The organism is Haloplanus vescus, assembly GCF_900107665.1.
GTDB lineage: Archaea > Halobacteriota > Halobacteria > Halobacteriales > Haloferacaceae > Haloplanus > Haloplanus vescus.
The window spans coordinates 88,177-106,895 of the sequence record NZ_FNQT01000002.1; the positions used below are offsets into that span (position 1 = coordinate 88,177).

Annotated in this window: 21 protein-coding genes; 2 read left to right on the forward strand and 19 right to left on the reverse strand. The window is 67.5% G+C overall.

Annotated elements, in window-relative coordinates; translation table 11 throughout:
• Positions 1–70: 70 nt before the first annotated feature.
• From BLU18_RS08130 to BLU18_RS08185, 13 genes are all read right to left on the reverse strand, one after another.
• A complete protein-coding gene (locus BLU18_RS08130) occupies positions 71–481 on the reverse strand; it encodes a hypothetical protein (protein WP_092633844.1) in 411 nt (136 codons plus the stop codon).
• A gap of 59 nt (positions 482–540) precedes the next feature.
• A complete protein-coding gene (locus BLU18_RS08135; RefSeq protein ID WP_092633846.1) occupies positions 541–1,401 on the reverse strand; it encodes an aminotransferase class IV in 861 nt (286 codons plus the stop codon).
• The gene (locus BLU18_RS08140) at positions 1,386–1,967 is read right to left on the reverse strand and encodes an anthranilate synthase component II (RefSeq protein WP_092633848.1); all 582 of its coding nucleotides are present in this window, start codon (positions 1,965–1,967) and stop codon (positions 1,386–1,388) included. The genes BLU18_RS08135 and BLU18_RS08140 overlap by 16 nt, the downstream gene beginning before the upstream one ends.
• Positions 1,964–3,424, reverse strand: coding sequence for an aminodeoxychorismate synthase, component I (gene pabB, locus BLU18_RS08145; RefSeq protein ID WP_092633850.1), 1,461 nt, complete (start codon positions 3,422–3,424; stop codon positions 1,964–1,966). Before pabB ends, BLU18_RS08140 begins: the two co-directional genes overlap by 4 nt.
• Before the next feature lie 33 nt (positions 3,425–3,457).
• Positions 3,458–4,003, reverse strand: coding sequence for a peptidylprolyl isomerase (locus tag BLU18_RS08150; RefSeq protein ID WP_092633852.1), 546 nt, complete (start codon positions 4,001–4,003; stop codon positions 3,458–3,460).
• Between the two features lie 47 nt (positions 4,004–4,050).
• Positions 4,051–5,022, reverse strand: a complete 972-nt coding sequence (locus BLU18_RS08155) for a DUF4350 domain-containing protein (RefSeq protein ID WP_092633854.1) — start codon at positions 5,020–5,022, stop codon at positions 4,051–4,053.
• On the reverse strand, positions 5,012–5,995 hold the full coding sequence (locus BLU18_RS08160) for a S49 family peptidase (protein ID WP_092633856.1): 984 nt from the start codon (positions 5,993–5,995) through the stop codon (positions 5,012–5,014). The genes BLU18_RS08155 and BLU18_RS08160 overlap by 11 nt, the downstream gene beginning before the upstream one ends.
• Before the next feature lie 40 nt (positions 5,996–6,035).
• Positions 6,036–6,803: a CehA/McbA family metallohydrolase gene (locus BLU18_RS08165; protein WP_092633858.1), complete on the reverse strand. Its 768-nt coding sequence runs from the start codon at positions 6,801–6,803 to the stop codon at positions 6,036–6,038.
• Between the two features lie 55 nt (positions 6,804–6,858).
• Entirely contained in the window at positions 6,859–6,981 is a 123-nt protein-coding gene (locus BLU18_RS15175; protein WP_281241034.1) for a hypothetical protein, read from the reverse strand.
• A 41-nt stretch (positions 6,982–7,022) separates the two neighbouring features.
• On the reverse strand, positions 7,023–9,320 hold the full coding sequence (locus BLU18_RS08170) for an efflux RND transporter permease subunit (RefSeq protein ID WP_092633860.1): 2,298 nt from the start codon (positions 9,318–9,320) through the stop codon (positions 7,023–7,025).
• Between the two features lie 60 nt (positions 9,321–9,380).
• Positions 9,381–11,009 (reverse strand): COG1361 S-layer family protein, encoded by a 1,629-nt coding sequence (locus BLU18_RS08175; protein WP_092633862.1) that lies wholly within the window; start codon positions 11,007–11,009, stop codon positions 9,381–9,383.
• Positions 11,010–11,136: 127 nt separating this feature from the next.
• Complete coding sequence (locus tag BLU18_RS08180) at positions 11,137–12,168, reverse strand: lamin tail domain-containing protein (protein WP_092633864.1); 1,032 nt, start codon at positions 12,166–12,168, stop codon at positions 11,137–11,139.
• A gap of 55 nt (positions 12,169–12,223) precedes the next feature.
• The gene (locus tag BLU18_RS08185) at positions 12,224–12,805 is read right to left on the reverse strand and encodes a hypothetical protein (RefSeq protein ID WP_092633866.1); all 582 of its coding nucleotides are present in this window, start codon (positions 12,803–12,805) and stop codon (positions 12,224–12,226) included.
• A gap of 116 nt (positions 12,806–12,921) precedes the next feature.
• On the opposite strand from BLU18_RS08185, the gene BLU18_RS08190 reads away from it, so the two are divergent.
• Together BLU18_RS08190 and msrB are read left to right on the forward strand one after the other, a co-directional pair.
• Complete coding sequence (locus BLU18_RS08190) at positions 12,922–13,596, forward strand: HAD family hydrolase (protein ID WP_092633868.1); 675 nt, start codon at positions 12,922–12,924, stop codon at positions 13,594–13,596.
• A 37-nt stretch (positions 13,597–13,633) separates the two neighbouring features.
• Positions 13,634–14,038 carry a peptide-methionine (R)-S-oxide reductase MsrB gene (gene msrB / locus BLU18_RS08195; protein ID WP_092633870.1) on the forward strand — a complete coding sequence of 135 codons (405 nt, stop codon included), beginning with the start codon at positions 13,634–13,636 and terminating at the stop codon, positions 14,036–14,038.
• On the opposite strand, the gene BLU18_RS08200 is transcribed toward msrB, so the two are convergent.
• From BLU18_RS08200 to BLU18_RS08225, 6 genes are all read right to left on the reverse strand, one after another.
• Positions 14,035–14,460 (reverse strand): universal stress protein, encoded by a 426-nt coding sequence (locus BLU18_RS08200; protein ID WP_092633872.1) that lies wholly within the window; start codon positions 14,458–14,460, stop codon positions 14,035–14,037. The genes msrB and BLU18_RS08200 overlap by 4 nt on opposite strands.
• A 53-nt stretch (positions 14,461–14,513) precedes the next feature.
• Positions 14,514–14,768: a DUF7385 family protein gene (locus BLU18_RS08205; RefSeq protein ID WP_092633874.1), complete on the reverse strand. Its 255-nt coding sequence runs from the start codon at positions 14,766–14,768 to the stop codon at positions 14,514–14,516.
• Positions 14,769–14,799: 31 nt separating this feature from the next.
• Entirely contained in the window at positions 14,800–15,531 is a 732-nt protein-coding gene (locus tag BLU18_RS08210) for a fumarylacetoacetate hydrolase family protein (RefSeq protein ID WP_092633876.1), read from the reverse strand.
• Positions 15,532–15,576: 45 nt separating this feature from the next.
• Complete coding sequence (locus BLU18_RS08215) at positions 15,577–16,191, reverse strand: translation initiation factor IF-2 subunit beta (protein WP_092633878.1); 615 nt, start codon at positions 16,189–16,191, stop codon at positions 15,577–15,579.
• Between the two features lie 129 nt (positions 16,192–16,320).
• Entirely contained in the window at positions 16,321–17,430 is a 1,110-nt protein-coding gene (locus tag BLU18_RS08220) for a LeuA family protein (protein ID WP_092633880.1), read from the reverse strand.
• A complete protein-coding gene (locus tag BLU18_RS08225; RefSeq protein WP_092633882.1) occupies positions 17,430–18,647 on the reverse strand; it encodes a CaiB/BaiF CoA transferase family protein in 1,218 nt (405 codons plus the stop codon). Before BLU18_RS08225 ends, BLU18_RS08220 begins: the two co-directional genes overlap by 1 nt.
• Positions 18,648–18,719: the final 72 nt, after the last annotated feature.

The following is an 18,719-nucleotide window of genomic DNA, read 5'->3' on the forward strand; positions in this document are numbered from 1 at the left end:
TCGTGGTGGCCGTCCAAGCAATTCCCCACTCGGCGTGCCAACTCTCCTTATCGACTTCCAGTCGACAGTCTCACGCCTCGTCGGCCGTCTCGAACTCCACCGATGCACCCAGAATCTCCGCGAGCGATGTCACCGTCGCCTGCAATTCCTCGATTTCTCGTGCCTGTCGGTCCAGTCGCTCTTCCACGTCGTCGACGGCCCCCTCCAGCTGTGCCAACTCCGCGTCGAGCTCGTCGGGCACCGACGCCGATACCTCCTCGACGGCCTCGCGCAGGTCCGTCGCCGCCGACGCCGACGCCAATCCGTGCTCGTCGGGGTTCGCCAGCATCTGCCGGTGCGAGAGAATCGCCTCCGAGACGCTTTCGCTGCCGTCCGGGAGCGCAATCGTCAGCGGTCCGGCGTCGTCGATGGCGCTCGTCTCGTCGGCCGATTCGGTCGGTCCGTCTGCGTCGGGGCGGCGTTCAGCGGGGTTGATCTTCATACGCGTGTCATGATACTACGCAATGATAAAGTGTCGTCAGACGCGCGTCAGCGCCCGACTCACGCCTCGTAATGGCTCTCGACCCGTTGGTCGAACGCCGTCGTGAGTCGGTCCGTAATCGGCCCGCCGCCGACGGGAACGTCGTCGAGTGTTGCCACCGGTCGCACCTCCCACGTCGTGTTCGTCAGGAACGCCTCGTCGGCGGTCCGAAGCGCCTCGATGTCGTACGTCCCCGTTTCGACTGGAATCCCGCACTCGGCCGCGAGTTCAAGGACGACGGCCCGCGTCACGCCCGGGAGAATCGGCCCGGCGAGCGACGGTGTCTGGAGGATGCCGTCGTCGACGAGGAAGACGTTGCTCGTCGCCCCCTCCGCGACGGCGCCGTCGACGTCCCGGACGAGTGCTTCGTCGGCGTCGGTCCCGCGCAGGTCGAGTCGAGCCAGAATCCCGTCGAGGTAGTTGTGTGTCTTGGCGTCCGCTGGCATCGATGCCTCCGGAATTCGCCGGCGCTCGACGGTTTGGACGGTGGCGGGGGCGTCCCACACCGATTCGCCTCCGACACCGCTTCGCGGCAGCGATTTGACGATGACGACGATAGATGGGTCTACCTCCTCGGTCGGCGTCAGTTTCCCCGGCTGGACGCCTCGCGTCACCGACGCGCGGATATACGCGTCTGCGAGGCCGTTCGCGTCCAGCGTCGCCGCGATTCGCTCGCGCAAATCCGCGGGGACGGCTCCGGCCATCCCCAGCGTCTCGCAGGTGGCTTCGAGTCGGTCACGGTGGGCCGCCCACTCGAAGATGTCGCCGCCGTAGGCCCGACACGTCTCGAAGGCGGCGTCGCCGTACAGGAAGCCGCGGTCCTCGACGCTGACCGTGGCCTCGCTCGCGTCGACCAGACTGTCGTTCACGTGGTACTGCATTGCTTCAGGAAGTTACGGATGAGTTGTTTTCCGCCGTCGGTCAGGATGCTCTCGGGATGGAACTGGACGCCGATGTGCGGTCGCTCTCGGTGGCGGACGCCCATCACAATTTTGCGGTCGTCGTCCGTCCACGCCGTCTCCACCAAACTGTCGGGCACGTCACCGCGCTCGACCGCCAGCGAGTGATAGCGCCCCACCTCGAATCGCTCGGGCAGTCCGGCGAACACGCCTTGGCCGTCGTGCCGAATCGTGGACCGCTTGCCGTGGACAACCTCGGGCGCGTGACCGACCGTCGCGCCGTGGACCGCACACAGCGCCTGATGGCCGAGACAGACGCCCAGCGTCGGATACTCGCGCTCGGCGAAGACTGGCATCGACACGCCCGCGTTCTCGGGCGTGCCCGGCCCCGGCGAGACGACGACCCCGTCCGGGTCGAGTGCGTCGATGCCCGTGAGGTCGATGTCGTCGTTCCGACGGACGAGCACCTCCTCCGCCGCCTCGCCGACGTACTGGACGAGGTTGTACGCGAAGGAGTCGTAGTTGTCGACGACGAGCACTCGGGTCACTCCCCGGACACCTCCATCTCTTGGTCGCCGTCGAGCGCGGTGTCGACGGCGGTGACGAGCGCTCGCGCCTTGGCCAGCGTTTCGTCGTACTCCCGGTCGGGGTCCGAGTCGTGGACGACGCCGCCGCCCGCTCGGAGGTGGTATTCGTCGCCGTGGCGCACGAGCGTCCGGATGATGATGTTCAGCGTCGCTCGCCCGTCGAAGCCGATGATGGCCATGCTCCCTGTGTAGGGGCCGCGGCGGCGGGTTTCGACTTCGTCGATTATCTCCATCGTCCGGGGTTTGGGTGCGCCGGTAATCGTCCCGCCGGGGAACACCGCGCCGATGGCGTCGGCGAGGTCGTACCCCTCGGCCAGCTCTCCGGTCACGTCCGACACGAGATGGAACACCTCGGAGTAGCGGTCGATACGGCGGTACTCGTCGACCGTGACCGACCCGTACTCGCTCACCTTCCCGAGGTCGTTGCGTTCGAGGTCGACCAGCATGGCGTGTTCCGCGCGCTCTTTCTCGTCGTTCTGCAAGTCGGCTTCGAGGCGTTGGTCCTCGGCGTCGTCCGCGCCTCTGGGGCGCGTCCCAGCAATCGGCTCCGTCCGCAGGAAGTCGCCGTCGCGTTCGAGGAGGAGTTCCGGACTCGCGCTCACCAAATCGATGCCGGGGAACTCAAGCAGGCCGGAGTAGGGCGCCGGATTCACCGTCCGGAGTGCGGCGAAAACCTCGACCGGATGGACCGCCGCCGGCGCAGTCAGGCGATGCGAGATGTTCGCCTGAAACGTGTCGCCGTCGCGGATGTACTCCTGTACCTGACGCACCCGGTCACTGTACGCCGCCCGGTCGCACGAACTCTCGAAACTCACCGGGCCGGTGACGGGCGGGTCGCCGACCGACGGGTCACCGGTCGTCGCGGCGTCGACGAGGGCACGCGCCCGTTCGACGCCTCGCTCGTACGCCGTCTCCGGGTCGTCGCCGACCCGCGGCGTCGCGACGGCGCGGAGCGTCGACTCGCCCGCCCGCCACGCCACGAGACACGTGTAACGGGCGAGTTGGAGTCGTGGAAGTCCCCGGTCGTCGACGGTCGTTGCGGGCAGAGACTCGATTTCTCTCACCGTGTCGTACGACAGCCAGCCGAAGAAGCCGCCGGGGTACGGTATCTCGCAGTCGCCGCGCGCCAGCGACTCGCTCGCCAGCAGGTCTCGTATCGTGTCGAGGACGCCGGGTGACTGACTGCTCGCGCCAACCTCGTGAACCGCGTCGGGGTCGACGCCGAAGTACCCCCAGCCGGGCTGGCCGCCGCCAGTTTCGAGAAAGACCGACGGCGAACCGTTTCGGGCGCGTCGATAGGCGTCGAACGGCTCTGCCTCGAAGGACACGACGACCGGGACGCGCGTCTCCGGCGACGCGTCGGCGGCCGCTGCCCGAAACGCATCGAGCGACGTCTCGACCGTCGACCTGCGGCTCACGCCTGCCCTCCGACGTTGAACTCCGCTCCCGTCTCAGCGGTCCACATCGACGGATTCGAGCCGCGCGTCGTCGAGCGGCTGGTCGTCTGTATCCGTCTTCACCGTCCCGAGTTCCTCGACGACGTCCATGCCGTCGATGACTTCGCCGAAGACGGCGTGACTGTCGTCGAGATGGGGCTGTGCGTCCAGCGTAATGAAAAACTGCGACCCGTTGGTGTCGGGGCCGCGGTTGGCCATCGAGAGCATGCCTGCCTTGTCGTGGCGAAGGTCGGGGTGGAACTCGTCGTCGAAGGTGTAGCCGGGACCACCGCGCCCGGTGCCCGTCGGGTCGCCGCCCTGAATCATGAAGTCGTGGATGATGCGGTGGAAGGGGATGTCGGCGTAGAGCGCGTCGCCGCGCGTCTCGCCCGAGTCGGGGTCCTCCCACGTCGTCGTCTCGGGCGCGGGGTCGTCGTTCGCTGCCGGGTCGTGCTCGGCGAGGTTGATGAAGTTCTCGACCGTCGTCGGCGCGCGGTCCGCGAACAGTTCGACCGTGATGTCGCCGTGTGTCGTATGCAGCGTCGCAGTCGGATTGCTCATACCACTATCTGGCGGTCCGATGGGATAACGTTGCTGTCCCGTGTCGGTCAGGCGGTCGTCGTCTCGTTTGCCGCGTCGTCGGTCGCCTCGTCCGGACCAGTCGTCGCTCCGCTCGGCCCTTGGTAGTCGCCCTCGATCATGAACTCGGCCACGTAGGCGACCAGCTCCTCGTTGTCGGCGACACGGTAGCGACTGCTACTCATGAACGTCTTGTCGCCGAGCAACAGGGCGTTGCCGCGTCGCACCGCCACGCCGTACTCGTCGGTCACCTCGTCGCTTCCCGACTTGTGCGTGTTGGGCGCACTCCGCACGAGGACCGTCCCGCCGCGGGCGCTGACTGCCGCCGCGGTGTACATCGCGGCTTGATCGACGCCCTCCACGTCGCCCGCGCTGGTCTGGTGGACGAGGACGTGCTTGAACGTCCCGTCGGCGTGCTCTTGGTTGTAGAGATACTGCGAGTCGACGCTCATCCGATAGCTGGACGCCAGCGTCGTGAGTCGGCTCTCTTGGGCTTGGACGCTGGTGCCGCCGAGCGTCGCGGCGACTGTCGTCCGCGTGGGTTCGCCGACCATCACCAGTCGACCACCGTTGCCGGTGAACTGCCGCACGTCTTGTACGTCACCCGGCAGGAACTCGGTCCCGGGGTCGATGACGAGGAAGGCGTCCGCGCCGTCGAGGTGGGTCGCCAGGTCGCCTTGCGTGTAGAACTCGACTTCGTATCCGGACCGAACCAGCGCGTCCACGAGCGGTTCGATGTCCGCTCGCGAGAACCGGTTCGAGTGGGCCCTGTCGATGACGACGGTTCCCGTGCCGTCGGCCGCGGGGTCGGGGTTCGGCTCGATTGTCCCAGTCGCGTCGATGGGGTCCGGCGCCACGTCGTCCGGGTTGTACTCCGGATTCTGTAGCGACTCACCGTCGTCGTCGTTCTGTAACAGCATCGGTGCGCCGGTCACCACCGCGACGACGACGGCGGCCGTCACGGCGAGGACGACGACCCGCTTCCCGAGTTCACGCCACATGGGTCCCTCCAGTGACCGCGACCCTCGCAGGCGACGTGCTCGCTCCTGTCGAGTCGTTCGCCGCCACGCTCGAGTCGTTGGTGGCCGGTTCGACGTACGTCGCGGGCACCATCAGGAACACCGGCCCGGACGGTGACTCGCCGTAGAGGTACGAGGCGGATACCATCGTCTTGTTCGGCGCCGTCGAGGCGACGTAGTTCGACCGCGAGAGGAAGCGGGCGGTGCCGTCCGGGCGCATGACGCGCACGTCGTAGCTGTCGAGGCCCGCCTCGCTCGCCGCGTGTTCGACGGCGGCCTGTCGCCCCCCGATGGAGTCGGCCATGCCGTTCTGGACGGCCTGCGTACCGCTGTAGATGCGCGCCTGTTCGAGCTCCGACCGCGAGAGCGACAGTTCGTCGCCGCGCTGTTCGAACACGGCGCCGACGAAGGCGTTGCCAAGCGATTCGAGGATGTAGTTGAACTCGCGGTCGTCACCCCCGGTCAGTTTGTTCGGTCCGGTCGTGGCGACGAGGTCCGTCGGCTCCAGCTCTTGGGGCGTCGTCGCGAGGACGCCGACGCTGCCGATGGTCGACGCCGGCTTGGCGTAGATGTGGTCGCTCGGTGCGATGGTGTAGTACGCCCCCGACGCCGCCGAGGCGTCGACGCTGGTGACGAGTGGCATCTCGTTCGTGGTCCGCTTGGTCTGGAGATACAACTCCTCGCTGGCGGCGGCGCCACCACCCCCGCTGTTTACGAGCAACACGACTGCTTTCACGTCCGGGTCGGCGCGGGCCTGTTGGAGCATCGACGACACGCCCGCGGCGGTCGAGCCGTCGATAGTCCCCGACACGGGGACGACTGCGACTGTCCCCTCGGTGGAGGTGGCGTCCCACGCAACGGGGGCGACTGCGAGGCCGACCACGAGACCGATGACGACGAACAGCACGTACGACCGTGCGATTCGCGCCAGGAGGGCTCGGATTCTGCTCGCCATGCTCCTCTGTTAGCATACCACTACAAAAAACGTCGGCCGCCTATCGAGACGCGAGCTGGGTCAGCAATCGCGCCCCCCGGAGCACGCCGGCCCGCGCTGCCGACCGCCCCTTGAACGCCCCGACCTTCGCGTAGTACCCACTCTTGCGCGCCGTCCCGATGGCGTAGTGGTGCGCCGACGTGGCGATGGGTTGACTGCGCCCGCGCATCCGCGTCGCGCCCGACCGCATCGCGTCGAGGACGCTCTCCCCGTCGATGTCTTCGCGCGCGCCGTCGACGACGAGCTCCGTGAACGCGCGCCCGACGTGTGGCACCGAGTGGGCGTCGCTGGCGGCGACCCCCGGGTAGCCGTGCTCCTCGGCGAAGCGCCGCGCGCGTCGATTCCGAAACCCCGTGAACAGCCACGAGTTGAACACCTCGACCGCGTCACAGTCGGTGAGGTGACGCCGCGGGACGCCGTGGCGACTCCGCTGGAACGGATGGGGGACCACCGCGACGCCGCCGTGGTCGCGCACCCACGCCACCGTCTCCTCCAGCGGTGCACGCCGCGGTGGCATCTCCCGGACGCCGATGGCGAGCAAGTGGCCGACAGCCGTCGACACCTCGACGCCCGGAATCCCGACGAGGCCGTACTCCGGCGCGAGGTCCGCCGCCCGGAGCGACTCGTGAATCACGTCGTGGTCAGTGACGACGATGCCGTCGAGCCCAATCTCTGCCGCCTGCTCCAACAGGAGTTCGACGGGGTCGTGGCCGTCGTAGGAGGCGTCGGAGTGGACGTGCGGGTCGATACGGAGCGTCGTCTGGCTCACGGGCGTAATTTGTGCGGTACGCGCATAAGCCTCGTGGCGCGGTGTGAGTGCGTTGTCACGTGGTCGTCTGCGTTCGCGTGCGCTGCTCCTCCGCGTCGCTGGTCGCTTCGTCGACGACGGCCCGCACCGTCGGCACCAGCGTCGTGCCATCCGCCGAGTCGACAGGTGCGGTTGGCATGGCGAGTGCCGCCTCGGCCGGCAAAACGGTGGCCGTTTCCGCTAGGCGGCCTCGCCCTGTACCGGCTCGTCGAAGAACGCCGTCACCCGGTCGGACGCCTCGTCGAGGACGATGAGCGTCGGCGGGAGCGTCGCGAGCGACGCCACCAGCGTCAGGAAGATGACGCCGACGGTCAGGTAGCCGAAGTCCGCGAGGATGGGGAACGGCGAGAGTGTCAGCGCCGAGAACCCGAACACGGTGGTCATCCCCGAGACGGAGATGGCCTTGCCGACGCGGGTCGCCGCCGTCTCGACGGCGTCGAGCTTGCTCACACCGGCCTGCTTTTTCTCCTCGTAGTAGCGCTCCATCACGATGATGGTGTACTCGGCGCCGATACCGACGGTCATCGCACCGAGTGACGCCCCCAGCGGCGAGACGGGGATATTGAGCGCCGCCATGTAGAGGTTCTGCCACCCGATGACGAACAGCATCGGCACCAGCGGCGCCGTCGCCTTCACCAGGTTCCGGTAGTACGCCAGTAGCAGGGCGAAGACGAACAGGACGCCGAGCCCCGTCGTCACGTTCCGGCTCTCGATCTGGTCGACGACGGAGGGCGTTGAGATGACGGCCGACCCGGTCAGCGTGGCGTCGACACCCGAGGGCGGCTTACTGAACTCGATGGCGTTCCGGACGTTCGAGATGAACGACAGCGTCTGTCCGGTCGACATGTCTTGCGCCCCGATAACCGTGATGTGGGCGTAGCCATCGTTGTAATACTGCTGTCGCTCCTGTTCCGGCACGTCATCGAGGACCCGCTGGACGCCGCCCTTGGTCTCGGGAATCTCACCGCCGTTGTGCTCCGCGACGAGCGTCGCTGGCGAGTCGACACCCTGAATCAGGGGGGCGTCACTCGCAACCCGTTCGAACCGCTGCATCCAGTCCAACACCGCTGGCTGTTTGAGTCCGCTTCCGGTGACCAACACGTCGTACTGGACGGCCGACCCGCCTCCGGTCACGGACCGGAACTGCTGGAGGTCGACGTACGCCGGGAGGTCCTGCGGCACGAACTCTTCGGTGTCGGCCATCGTATCGAGGCTCTGGCCGGCTTGGAACCCTGCCCCCGTCAGAATGAGGGCGACGAGCAGCACGATTCCCGGGTTGGAGGCGAGCGTCCGCGACCCCTGTCCGAGCGCGCGGCCGACCGCCCCGATTCGCTCGTCGTCGCTGTCGTCCTCGACGTGGGCATCGACATCAGCATCGTCCGACGGGTCGGGATTCTCCTGGTCGACTTCGTGGCGCCCGAGCTCGCCGAATCCCCGCCGCCGGAACCGCGCGTATATCGTCAGGATGGGAAGCAGGACGATGACGCCGGCGAGGAAGGTCAACATTACGCCGAAGATGGACGTCTGGGCGAACCAGACGAACGCGGGCGACCCGATGGTCGAAATCCACGTCGCGCCGAAGCCGAGCGCGGCGGCGAGCATCGCGATGAACACCGGCGGGCCGATGCCGGACAGCGCCCGTGGCAGTGCGGTCCGCGGTGGTGCCCGCTCCAGTTCCTCCTCGTAGCGCTCGTGGAACTGCACCGAGTAGTCGATGCCCAAGCCGATGAGGATGGGGAAGACCGAACTCGTCAGCGTCGAGTTCGGCACCCCCGCGTAGCCGATGGCGCCGAACGTGTAGATGACGCCGGTGAACACCGCCACGATGGGGAGGAGCCGCAGCCGCACCCCTCGGAAGAGGAAGAAGAGCGCGACGATCATCAGCCCCACCGCGAGCCCGAGCAACTGGTTCGTGCTCTGGCCGATGAGCTCCGACAGTTGCGCGGAGAAGGCGGCCGACCCGGTGATGATGACGTTGACGCCCGCGGGGAAGCGCGCCCACTCCTTGGCGTCCAGCGCCTGCGTGTAGATGGGTCGCTCCTCGGGTTGGGTGAGTCCGGGTTCGAACACCACCTGAATGAACGTCACGTCGGGCGAGCCGACGACGCGTTCGATTTTCGACTGCGAGTTGGGGATGCGCCCGTACTCGGCCCGTACCGGGTCGGCCGGGCTGTTGACGTAGGCGACGTCGTCGACAGTCGACATCCGGTCGTCGAATCTGGCGACCGCTCTGAGCGTCGACGGGTCGGTCGTCTCCCCGCGGAGTAACACGGAGATAGAACCGCGGTCGAACGCGTCGTTGAACGTGTTGAGCGTCGGATTCTCCGCCGTGAATGCCTGGTCGCCCGTGACGCTCGTAATCTGGGCGGCGCCACCCAGCGCGGCGAACAGCAGGACGAGCGCTATCAGTAGCGTCGCGAACGGATGCGCCTGAATCTCGTGTCCCGCCGAGCGGAACAACCGTCTGAGGACGCCCACGTCAGTTCACCTCCCGCTCTCGGTCCTCGGTCGGCCGCTCCGTGCGCCTCGCTCGGTCGCTCATCGCCGACGGTACCAGACGCCGCCACCGATCACGAGGAGCAGGACCACCGCGATGACGATGGGCACGACCGGCGGCCCGCTCTCGGATTCGTTCACCGGGACGCCGATGGACATGCCGTCCGTGAACTTGGTGTCACCGTCGGCTTCGTCGTACCGGACCTCGATGGACGAGGAGTATTCCTTCGGGAGGGCGTCACTCGTCGCGCTGATGCGGAAGGTGGCTGTCTGCGTCTCTCCCGGCTCCATCTCGCCGAGGAAGGCCCCGTCGTCGGAGGACGACACCGGGTCGCTCGTGAACAGCTGGGCGTTGACCGCGGAGACGGGGTCGTCGCCCGTGTATTCAATCTGTGCGCTGAGCTGTGCCGTCCCGCCCGGCGTCACTGTCGTCGAGACGTTCCTGACCTCGAACCGGTCGCGTTCGGGTTCGATCACCGCCGTCTTTCGAATCGGGTTCGACGCCGTCAGCACGTCGCCGTCGGCGTTCTCGTATTCCACGACGAAGTTGAAGGAGTTCGCACCGGGTTCGGCCTCACTCGGGATGGATGCCGTGAACGACACGTCGGCGGACTCGCCGCCCTCGAGCGTCCCCACCGCGGTTTCACCGTTCGTCGGCGTCACTGTCCCGTGGTCTTGCATGCGGACGACGACGTTCCGTGCGGGAGCCTCTCCCGTGTTCACGACCTGCCCTGTGATGGTCGCCTCCGACTCGTCGACGCGGAAGTTCGACGTGCTGAGGCCCTCCATGGCGAACGTTCGCTCGGGCTGGACCCGCACGCCTGTCGTCAGCGTCTCGGACTGCTGTGCGATGTCGTTCTCGTCGCGGTAGGAGACGACGGCGTTGACGGGGTAGGTCCCCGGCGAGACGTCGTTGCTCGACCCGACCTGCACCGAGACGCGGTGCGTCTCACCCGGCTCGAGCGACTCCACGAACACGCCCGTATCGCCCGACGGATTCGACGGCGTCCCGAAGAACACGCCCGGCGACCCAGAGGACAGTTGCACCGACGCGTTCCGGGCGGTCTGTGACCCGCTGTTCTCGATAGTGAACGCGAGCGACCCCGTGTCACCGGCGTACAGTCGGTTCGTGCCCTCGGAGACGATGTCGAACTGCGCCTGCCGGTCGATGCGAATCGTCAGGTCGGTCGTCTTGGTTCGCTCGGTCCAGACGTACTCGATTTCGGCCGGTCCGGACGGCGTCTCGTCGTAGAGAATCGCGCGAGCGTGTCGGTACGTTACCTCGACCGGGATGGTGTACGTCCCCGGTTCGGCGTCACCGATTTCGAGATTGAAGTCGAAGCGAGCGCTTCCACCGGGACCGATGCTCCCCGTCGTGACGGTCCCCGTCTTCACGTCGATGGGGGCGTTAATCTGCCCCTCCTTGACGTCCATTCGGACGCTTCGGGCGGTCTGCACCTGGTCCTCGAAGCGCCCGATTCCCCCGTCGTCGATGTCGCCGTCGTTGGTCGCGACGACGCTCAGCGTCGCCCGTTGATTCGGCTGGAACGTGTTGTCGGCGACGCTGTACTGAATCTCTGGATTTCCTGTCACGACACTCGATGCCATCGCGGGGACCACTGGTGCGAGTAGCAGTAGTCCGACGACTGCTAAAATCGTTAGCCGCTTCATGGTCGTTCCTGCGTTCCGTCAGCCATAACGATGACGATTAGACGAAATACACAGAAACAGAGTTAAACTGGAAGAACGTTGTAAATCGAGAGGCAGACCCTGAGCGGAGACTAACGAGCGCTTTGGGTCAGTACGACACCCGGACCGTTCGGTCGGTATCACCGTCGACGAGTTTCAACGTCTCGTGGTCGTTATCGAGGACCGGTGACGAGGCCCCCCAGTACACCGTGCCCTCGGTGTTTCGTCCCGACCCCATTCGCAGGACGATTTCCTCGCCCGGTCGGAGCGTCTGTCCGTCGAAGAAGAAGTGCATCTCGTCGTCGCCGACGATGAGATACCAGTCCGAGAGGTCGACGGTTCGACTGCCGGCGTTCTCGATGACCACGTACTCGTCGTTGAGTGACGCCGCGTCGTCGCCCGGCGGATTCGGATGGATTGCGTCGATACGGACGTTCGAGGCGTTCGCCTCGCGAAGCGGCCGCGAGGGTTCGACGACCGAACAGGACCAGACTCCGATGTGGGCGCTCCGGGCGCTCCGCTCTGCGTCAGCGTAGGTCCGGGTCGTCGCTCGGGCGTTCCCGCGTTCGACCAGTCGCCGGTTGACCGACCGCCCGTCGGCGACGAGGACGGCGCCGTCCTCGCCCGTCCGGACCGACACCGACTCGTCGACCAGCTGTGCTCGGGTGTCGAGTAGCGCCCGTCGGCCCTCACGGGCGAGACACGCCCGGCCTCGACTCCCGGTCACCACGCCGTCGAAGAGGGCCGGGTCGGCCCCGCCAGCGCTCGGCACGTCGACTCCGGCGAGTCGGACCGTCCGCGTCTCGCCGTCCATCCGGTACGTGACCCGTCCGCCGTCGCCGACGCCGACGACTGTCGCGTTCGTCCCGTTCGACACCTCGTGACTCGCCGTCGGCGCTTCGGCCTGTTCCGCCGCCAGTCGCTCGGGCGTCGCCTCGTCGCTCGCCGCTGACACCGTTCGTTCGACATCTGCCGGCGAGTCGCTGGGCGCCACCTGCGCCGCCACCCCGCCCGTGACCAGCGCCGCCGCAACGACGACGAGCGCGACTCGACGGTCCAGGGCGTCGAATCGGACGACAGCGTAGGCGCTGGCGGCGAGTACGAGTGCGACGACGAGCGCGAGTGAAGCGAGCGAGAGCATCGTGTGCCGCGTTGCTCACGCTGGGTGTGCGAGCGACTTAGTTATTCGCCTGCCGTCACAGGAATCGGATTCGGCGGACCGTGAGTTCGAGGCTGAAACGCTCGGGGTCGGTCGACTCCTGTGCCTGGCCGTCGCGCTCGAATCGGACCGTACCGCGGACGCGTTCCGTCTCGTCGGCGGGCAGTCCGTCGCGCCCGTCATCGTCGTCATCGTCGTCGCTGTCGAACCAGAACCGGGGGTAGCTCGTCGCGACGATTCGCGAGTAATCCTCGTGTTCGTACCGGACGCGAAGCCGGAATTCGACGTCGCTGATGGTCCGACCGCTCGTGTTCTCGACGTCGAATCGGTAGACGATAGTCGCGAACTTCTCCAGCTGACTCAGTTCGAACACGAACGCCCGATTTTCGACCTCGATGTTCTCGCTCGGTACCCGAAGCGGCCGTTCGGTGGGCGTGGCTCGCGGCGTTTCGGTGCGCCGAGTCGTCGGCCTCGCCGTCGCCGTCGCGGTGGGTGTCCCGGTCCCACGGGTCGGCGTCGCCGTCTCCTCGATGAACAGTCCGCTACAGCCAGCAAGCGACGCCAGCGCTCCAACTCCGACGCCGAGGAGTGCTCGGCGCGCGACACGGTCCTCGCCCATCGACCCGGACATGGACTGGCGACGGGATTAAACCTCGCCCTTCGTGTGTCATCCGCTGTCAAATCCGGCTGTCGCTCGCGCGAACGCTTTTGCACTCTCGACACGAACCGTCGCCCATGACCTACGAGGCGGTCCTGTTCGACAACGACGGCGTCCTCGTCGAACCGGTCGGCCGGTCGGTGCTCCGGCGCGCGACGTGGGAGGCCTTCGACGCACTCGGCGTCTCTGACCCGGACCCGGACGACGTCGACCGCCTCTCCATCGGCGTGACGCCCGACGTACTCGCCGACGTGTGTGACGACTACGGCCTCGCCCCCGAACGCTTCTGGCGCGCCCGCGACTACCACTCCTCGCACGCTCAGCGGGCCGAACTCCGCGCCGGCCGGGCCGCCCTCTACGACGACTTCGACGCCGTCCGCGACATCGACGCCCCGCGCGGCATCGTCAGTTCGAACCAGCAAGACACCGTCGAGTTCATGCACGACTTCTTCGCGACGCGCGACCTCTTCCAGACCGCCTACGGGCGGACGCCGACGCTCCAGAGTCTCGCCCGGAAGAAGCCCGACCCCCACTATCTCCACCGCGCCCTCGCCGACCTCGACGTCGAATCTGCGCTCTTCGTCGGCGACAGCGAATCTGACCTGCTGGCCGCCCGGAACGCCGGTCTCGACGCCGCGTTCATCCGACGCCCCCACCGCGAGTCCTACGACCCCTCGGTCACGCCGACGTACGAACTCGACGGCCTGGCCGACCTCCTCGCCCTCGACCGCGTGCCCGTCCGCGGGCGGTAGCCCCCGAGGCTAAATCGCTCCAGTTCCTACCCCGGGTATGAGCGACGACCAGCGAACGCTCGCGGACCTGTCCGAGGACGAGTGGCGCGACCGACTCTCCGAGGACGAGTACAACATCCTTCGCGAGCGCGGCACCGAACCGAAGTTCAGCGGTGACCTCCTCGACGAATCGCGAGACGGCACCTTCGTCTGTGCCGGCTGTGGCGCCGAACTCTTCGACGCCGACACGAAGTTCGGCTCCGGGACGGGGTGGCCGAGCTTCTACGACGCCCGCGAGGACGCCGTCGAGTTCGAGACGGACACGCGCCACGGGATGACGAGAACGGAGGTTAACTGCGCCGCCTGCGGCGGCCATCTCGGGCACGTCTTCGAGGACGGCCCCGACCCGACCGGCGAGCGCTACTGCATCAACTCCGTCGCGCTCGATTTCGACCCAGACTAGGTGATGTTGACCGTCAGCACCGGCACGTCAGACATGGTCACGACCTTCTGCGAGACGCTCCCGAGCATGTTTCGCTCGTACTCGGCGCCGTGAGTTCCCATGACGACGAGGTCGATGCCCGCTTCGCCGATGTAGTCGAGCACTTCGTCGGCGGGGTTGCCTTTCCGGATGGCGGTGCGGACGGTGACGCCCTCGCGTTCGAGGCGGCTGGCCACCTCGGTCGTCGCCGCTTCTCCTTCCTCGCGGAGGCCGGCGACCACGTCGGATTTCATGCCCTCCTGTAGCGTCAGGAACGAGCGGTCGTCGACGACGTACAGGGCGTGGACCGTGGCGTCGCGGCGCGCGGCGATGTCTGCTGCGTGGTCGATCACCGCGTCCATCGATTCGCTCCCGTCCGTCGGGAGCAGAATGTCGTCGTACATCGTGTAGCCGCCGCTTCGGCGCGTACCCCCACACCCTTTTCGGTTCCGCGCGCTCAGTGAGTCAGCAACAGGATTCGCTCCGCCGTCCGCGCGAGACAGAACGGCGCGTCCGGCGGGTTTGTGAAACTCACTTGCTCGTCCGTCGAGACGAACAGGCGGTCGAACGGCTGGTCACAGACCGGACAGACGTAGTCCGAGCGGTTCGATAGGTACATCGACGAGCCGTCCTGTCGCTGGAGTTTCAGCCCCGCGCGGTAGTCGTGGACGTCGAACCCGTCCGAGAGGTCGAGCCGTTCCCCGTCGGCCATAGCGGGTGGCCGCAGGCGACGACGAAAGCCGTTACGGCTCGTCGCCCGCCGCGACGATGTCGTTGCGGAGGGTGCCGACGCCCTCGTAGGTTATCTCGATGGTGTCGCCCGGTTCGAGGAGGCCGGGGTTGGCCGGACTGCCGAACGAAATCACGTCGCCCGGGCGGAACGTGTATCGCTCCGAGAGGAAGGCGACGATTTCCTCCGGCGAGAAGATCATCTCGTCGGTCGTCGCCGACTGCCGTTGCTCGCCCGAGATGACCGTCTCCATCGCCATCCCGTCGAGGTCCGGGTCCGTCTCTATCCATGGACCGAGCGGCGCCGCGCAGTCGAACGTCTTCCGGGCCGTCCGGCGGTCCTGGTCGTACGCGTCGAGGTCGTTCAGAATCGTATATCCGCGGAGCGCGTCGTCCACCTCGTCGACCGAGAGGTCGTGACATCGCTCGCCGATGACGGCCGCGAGTTCGCCCGCGTACGTGAACGAACTCACCCAGTCGGGGTATTCGATGGGCTCCTCGGGCGGGTGGAGCGCGTGCGGCGGCTTGATGAACCAGTCCGGGCGGTCGGGCAGGTCACCCTCGCCCATCTGCTCGATTTTCGCGCCGAAGTTCCGGCCGGTACAGAAGATGGCGTCGGGGTCACAAGGCGCCATCAACTGCGCGTCGTCGCCGACGGTGTAGGTGTCGCCCTCGACGGTCACGTCGCCGTCGTCGTACTCGCCCGTGAGAATCCCCTTCGATGTCGCGATGCGTGCCAGTTTCATGGCGGCGACGACGGCCGCCCCCTGTCTATTGGTTTCGCTTTCGCTCTAGGCCAACTGCGCGAACGCGAGCGTCCCGCTGATGTTGTCGATGTACGCCTCGACGACCTGCCCCTCCTGTGCGCCGGGGACGAAGATGGTGTACTTTCCCTTCTCCGCGACGCCGTCGCCCTTGCGGCCGGTGCCCGTAATCTGCACCTGGTAGGTCTTCCCCTCTTCGAGCGTCGCCTGCCCCGACGAGGAGCCGGTCTGCGTGGGTCGCTTCTGGACGGGTCGGAACGCCCCACACGCCGTACAGCGGAGCATGTCGACGCCGTCCTCGCGGACGAGGTTGGTGTCGGGGAGGCCACACTCGGAACAGGTGACGAACTCGGTGACGTAGGCGTCGAGGGCGGCGTCGAAGTCGTCGACCGTGAACGAGCCGTTGTAGCGGGCGCGGTCACCGTCGAACTGCCCGTTCGTCCCGAGTTCGCGCTGGATGGAGCGGTGCAGGTGTTTCGGGTCGCGCCCGAGGGCGTCTGCGATGTCGCCCAGGTTCGTCAGGCGCGTGAAGGCGCCGTCGGTTTCGCCGGCGGGGTCGGGAACCTGCAGGCGGTCGCCCGCTTCGCGGGTTCGCTCCGGGAGCGTGTCGTACGCTCGGTCGAGTGCTGAATCGTAGTTCATACGATGATGACGGCCTGCCGTCGTAAATCCGTTCCGTGACGCGCGCTCACACGCCCGTGATACGGTTTATTGTAAGTCAGTACCGGCCCGTCTCGGCGAACCACCGGCAAACAGTTACAATAATCCGTATCAGTCCGGCGTCTCGAACGTCGACTCCGCCAACGCCGTCGCCGCCGCGGCGTCGAGCGGTCCTCGCTCCGCCAGTCGGTCGAGGAGCGTGGCCACGCGCGCTTCGGTCGGGTCGACACCCACCGCCGACAGCAGGGCGCGTGCGCTCCCCCGCCCGCTCCCGGCGCCGAACACTAGGCGGCGCTCGCCCCCGAACGTCGCGGGGTCGAACGGTTCGAACGTCCCCGGGTCGTCGAGCATCGCCGCGGTGTGGATGCCCGACTCGTGGGTCGTCACCGCGTCGCCGAGGACGGGCGTTCGGGGGTCGACCGACTCCCCGAGGGCGTCGAGCGCGGCCCGACAGGCGGGGACGAGTTCGGCCCGGTCGACCGCCGCCGCGCAGTCGCCCGCGCCGTCCACCGCGTCGGCGACGACGACGCGTTCCAGCGCCGCGTTGCCCGCGCGTTCGCCGAGGGCCGCGACGCTCACGTCCGCCGTCGTCGCGCCCGCGCCCACCGCGGCCAGCGTGTTCGCCACCGCGACGCCCAGGTCGTCGTGGAAGTGGACGCCGAGTCGGTCGCCGTCCATCCGTTCACACAGGTCGCTCACGATGCTCCGGACGCGGTCCGGCGTCCGGGCGCCGACCGTGTCCGCGACGGTTATCGTCGGCACCGACGGGAACGCCGCGACGGCGTCGACCAGTCTGTCCGTGGGCGTTCGGAACCCGTCGACGAAGGTGAGGTGCGCGGCCGCGCCGCCGTCGCGTGCGCGGTCCAGCGCTTCGCCCGCCATCGACAGCGCCGCCTCCCGCGACTCCCCGAGGACGTGTTCCAGCTGTCGCTCCGAGGTGGGGACGATGACCTCGATGACGTCCGCGTCGGCGTCGAGGGCCGCCTCCACGTCGCCCATCCTCGCGCGGGCGAGGCCGACCACGTCGGCGTCGACACTCTCCGACAGCTGCCGAATCGCCTCGCGGTCCGTCTCGCCAACGACCGGGAAGCCGGCCTGAATCGCGTCGACGCCGAGGCGGTCGAGGGCCTCCCCGGCCTCGACGCGGGCGTCGACGCCGTACTCGCGGCCGGGCATCTGCGCCCCCTCTCTAATCGTCACGTCGCGCAGCGAGACGCCCATCAGATGACGCCCTCCTCGCGCAGTCGCTCGTACGCCGCGGCGTCGAGGCCGAGCTCCTCGCGGAACACCTCGTCGTTGTGCTGGCCGTGGCGGGGGCCGGCGTGGTCGACGGCGCCCGGCGTGCGCGTGAACCGCGGCACCGGCGCCGCCGTCTTGAGGCTCCCGAGGTCCTCGTCCTCGACTTCGACGATGTTGTCCCGCGCCGCGTACTGCTCGTCCTCGAAGATGTCGGCCATGTCGTAGACGGGGCCGACGATGGCGTCCGCGTCCTCCATCGCCGCGATGGCTTCCTCAGTCGTTCGCTCCCGCGTCCACGCTTCGATTATCTCGTCGAGTTCGTCGGCGTGTTCGACCCGACGCTCGTTGTCGGCGAAGCGCGGGTCGTCGACGATGTCGGGGCGTCCGACGGCGTCGGCGACGTTCTCGAAGATGGACTGGGCGGACGCCGAGAGCGTCATGTAGCCGTCCTCGGTTTCGTAGACGTTCCGCGGCGCCGCGTTCTCGTGGTGGTTGCCGATGCGCTCCCGCACCTCGCCGAGGCGGTCGTACGCCTCCACCTCCGAGAGGAAGAGTCGGAAGAGTGGTTCGTAGAGGCTCATGTCGATGACCTGTCCCTCGCCGCTGCCGCCCCCTCGCCCGATATCGCGCTCGAAGATTGCGAACATGACCCCCTGCACGGCGAAGTTCGCGGCCGTCAGGTCCGCGAGGCTGATTGGCGGGAGCAGGGGCTTGCTGTCCGGGAAGCCGTTGACGTGCGCCCAGTTCGTGATGCCCTCCGCGACGGTGCCAAAGCCCGGCTTGTCCGACTTCGGTCCCGTCTGCCCGTAGCCCGACTGCCGGACGACGATAAGTCCCGGATTCTCCTCGTGCAGGTCCTCGGGGCCGAGGCCCCACTGCTCCATCGTCCCCGGTCGGAAGTTCTCGAAGAGTACGTCGGCGTCGGCAATCAGGTCGAGGAGGAGCGCGCTCCCCTCCGCCGTGCTCAAATCGAGCGTCACACAGCGCTTGTTGCGTCCGATGGACTTCCACCAGAGCGAGGTTCCCTCGTCGTAGGGCGGCCACTCTCGGAGCGGGTCGCCCCCCTCGGGGTGTTCGACCTTGATGACGTCGGCGCCGAAGTCGGCGAGTTGCGTCGTCGCGAACCCGCCGGCTATCATGCCGGAGCAGTCGACGACGCGCAGGCCGTCGAGCGGTCCCTGTCGTTCGCGTGCGGTCATGTCTCACGGGTACGATTGGGGGTCCGATAAGCTGTCTGGATGGCGGATGTGTGCCTCGTCCGACCGGCAGTA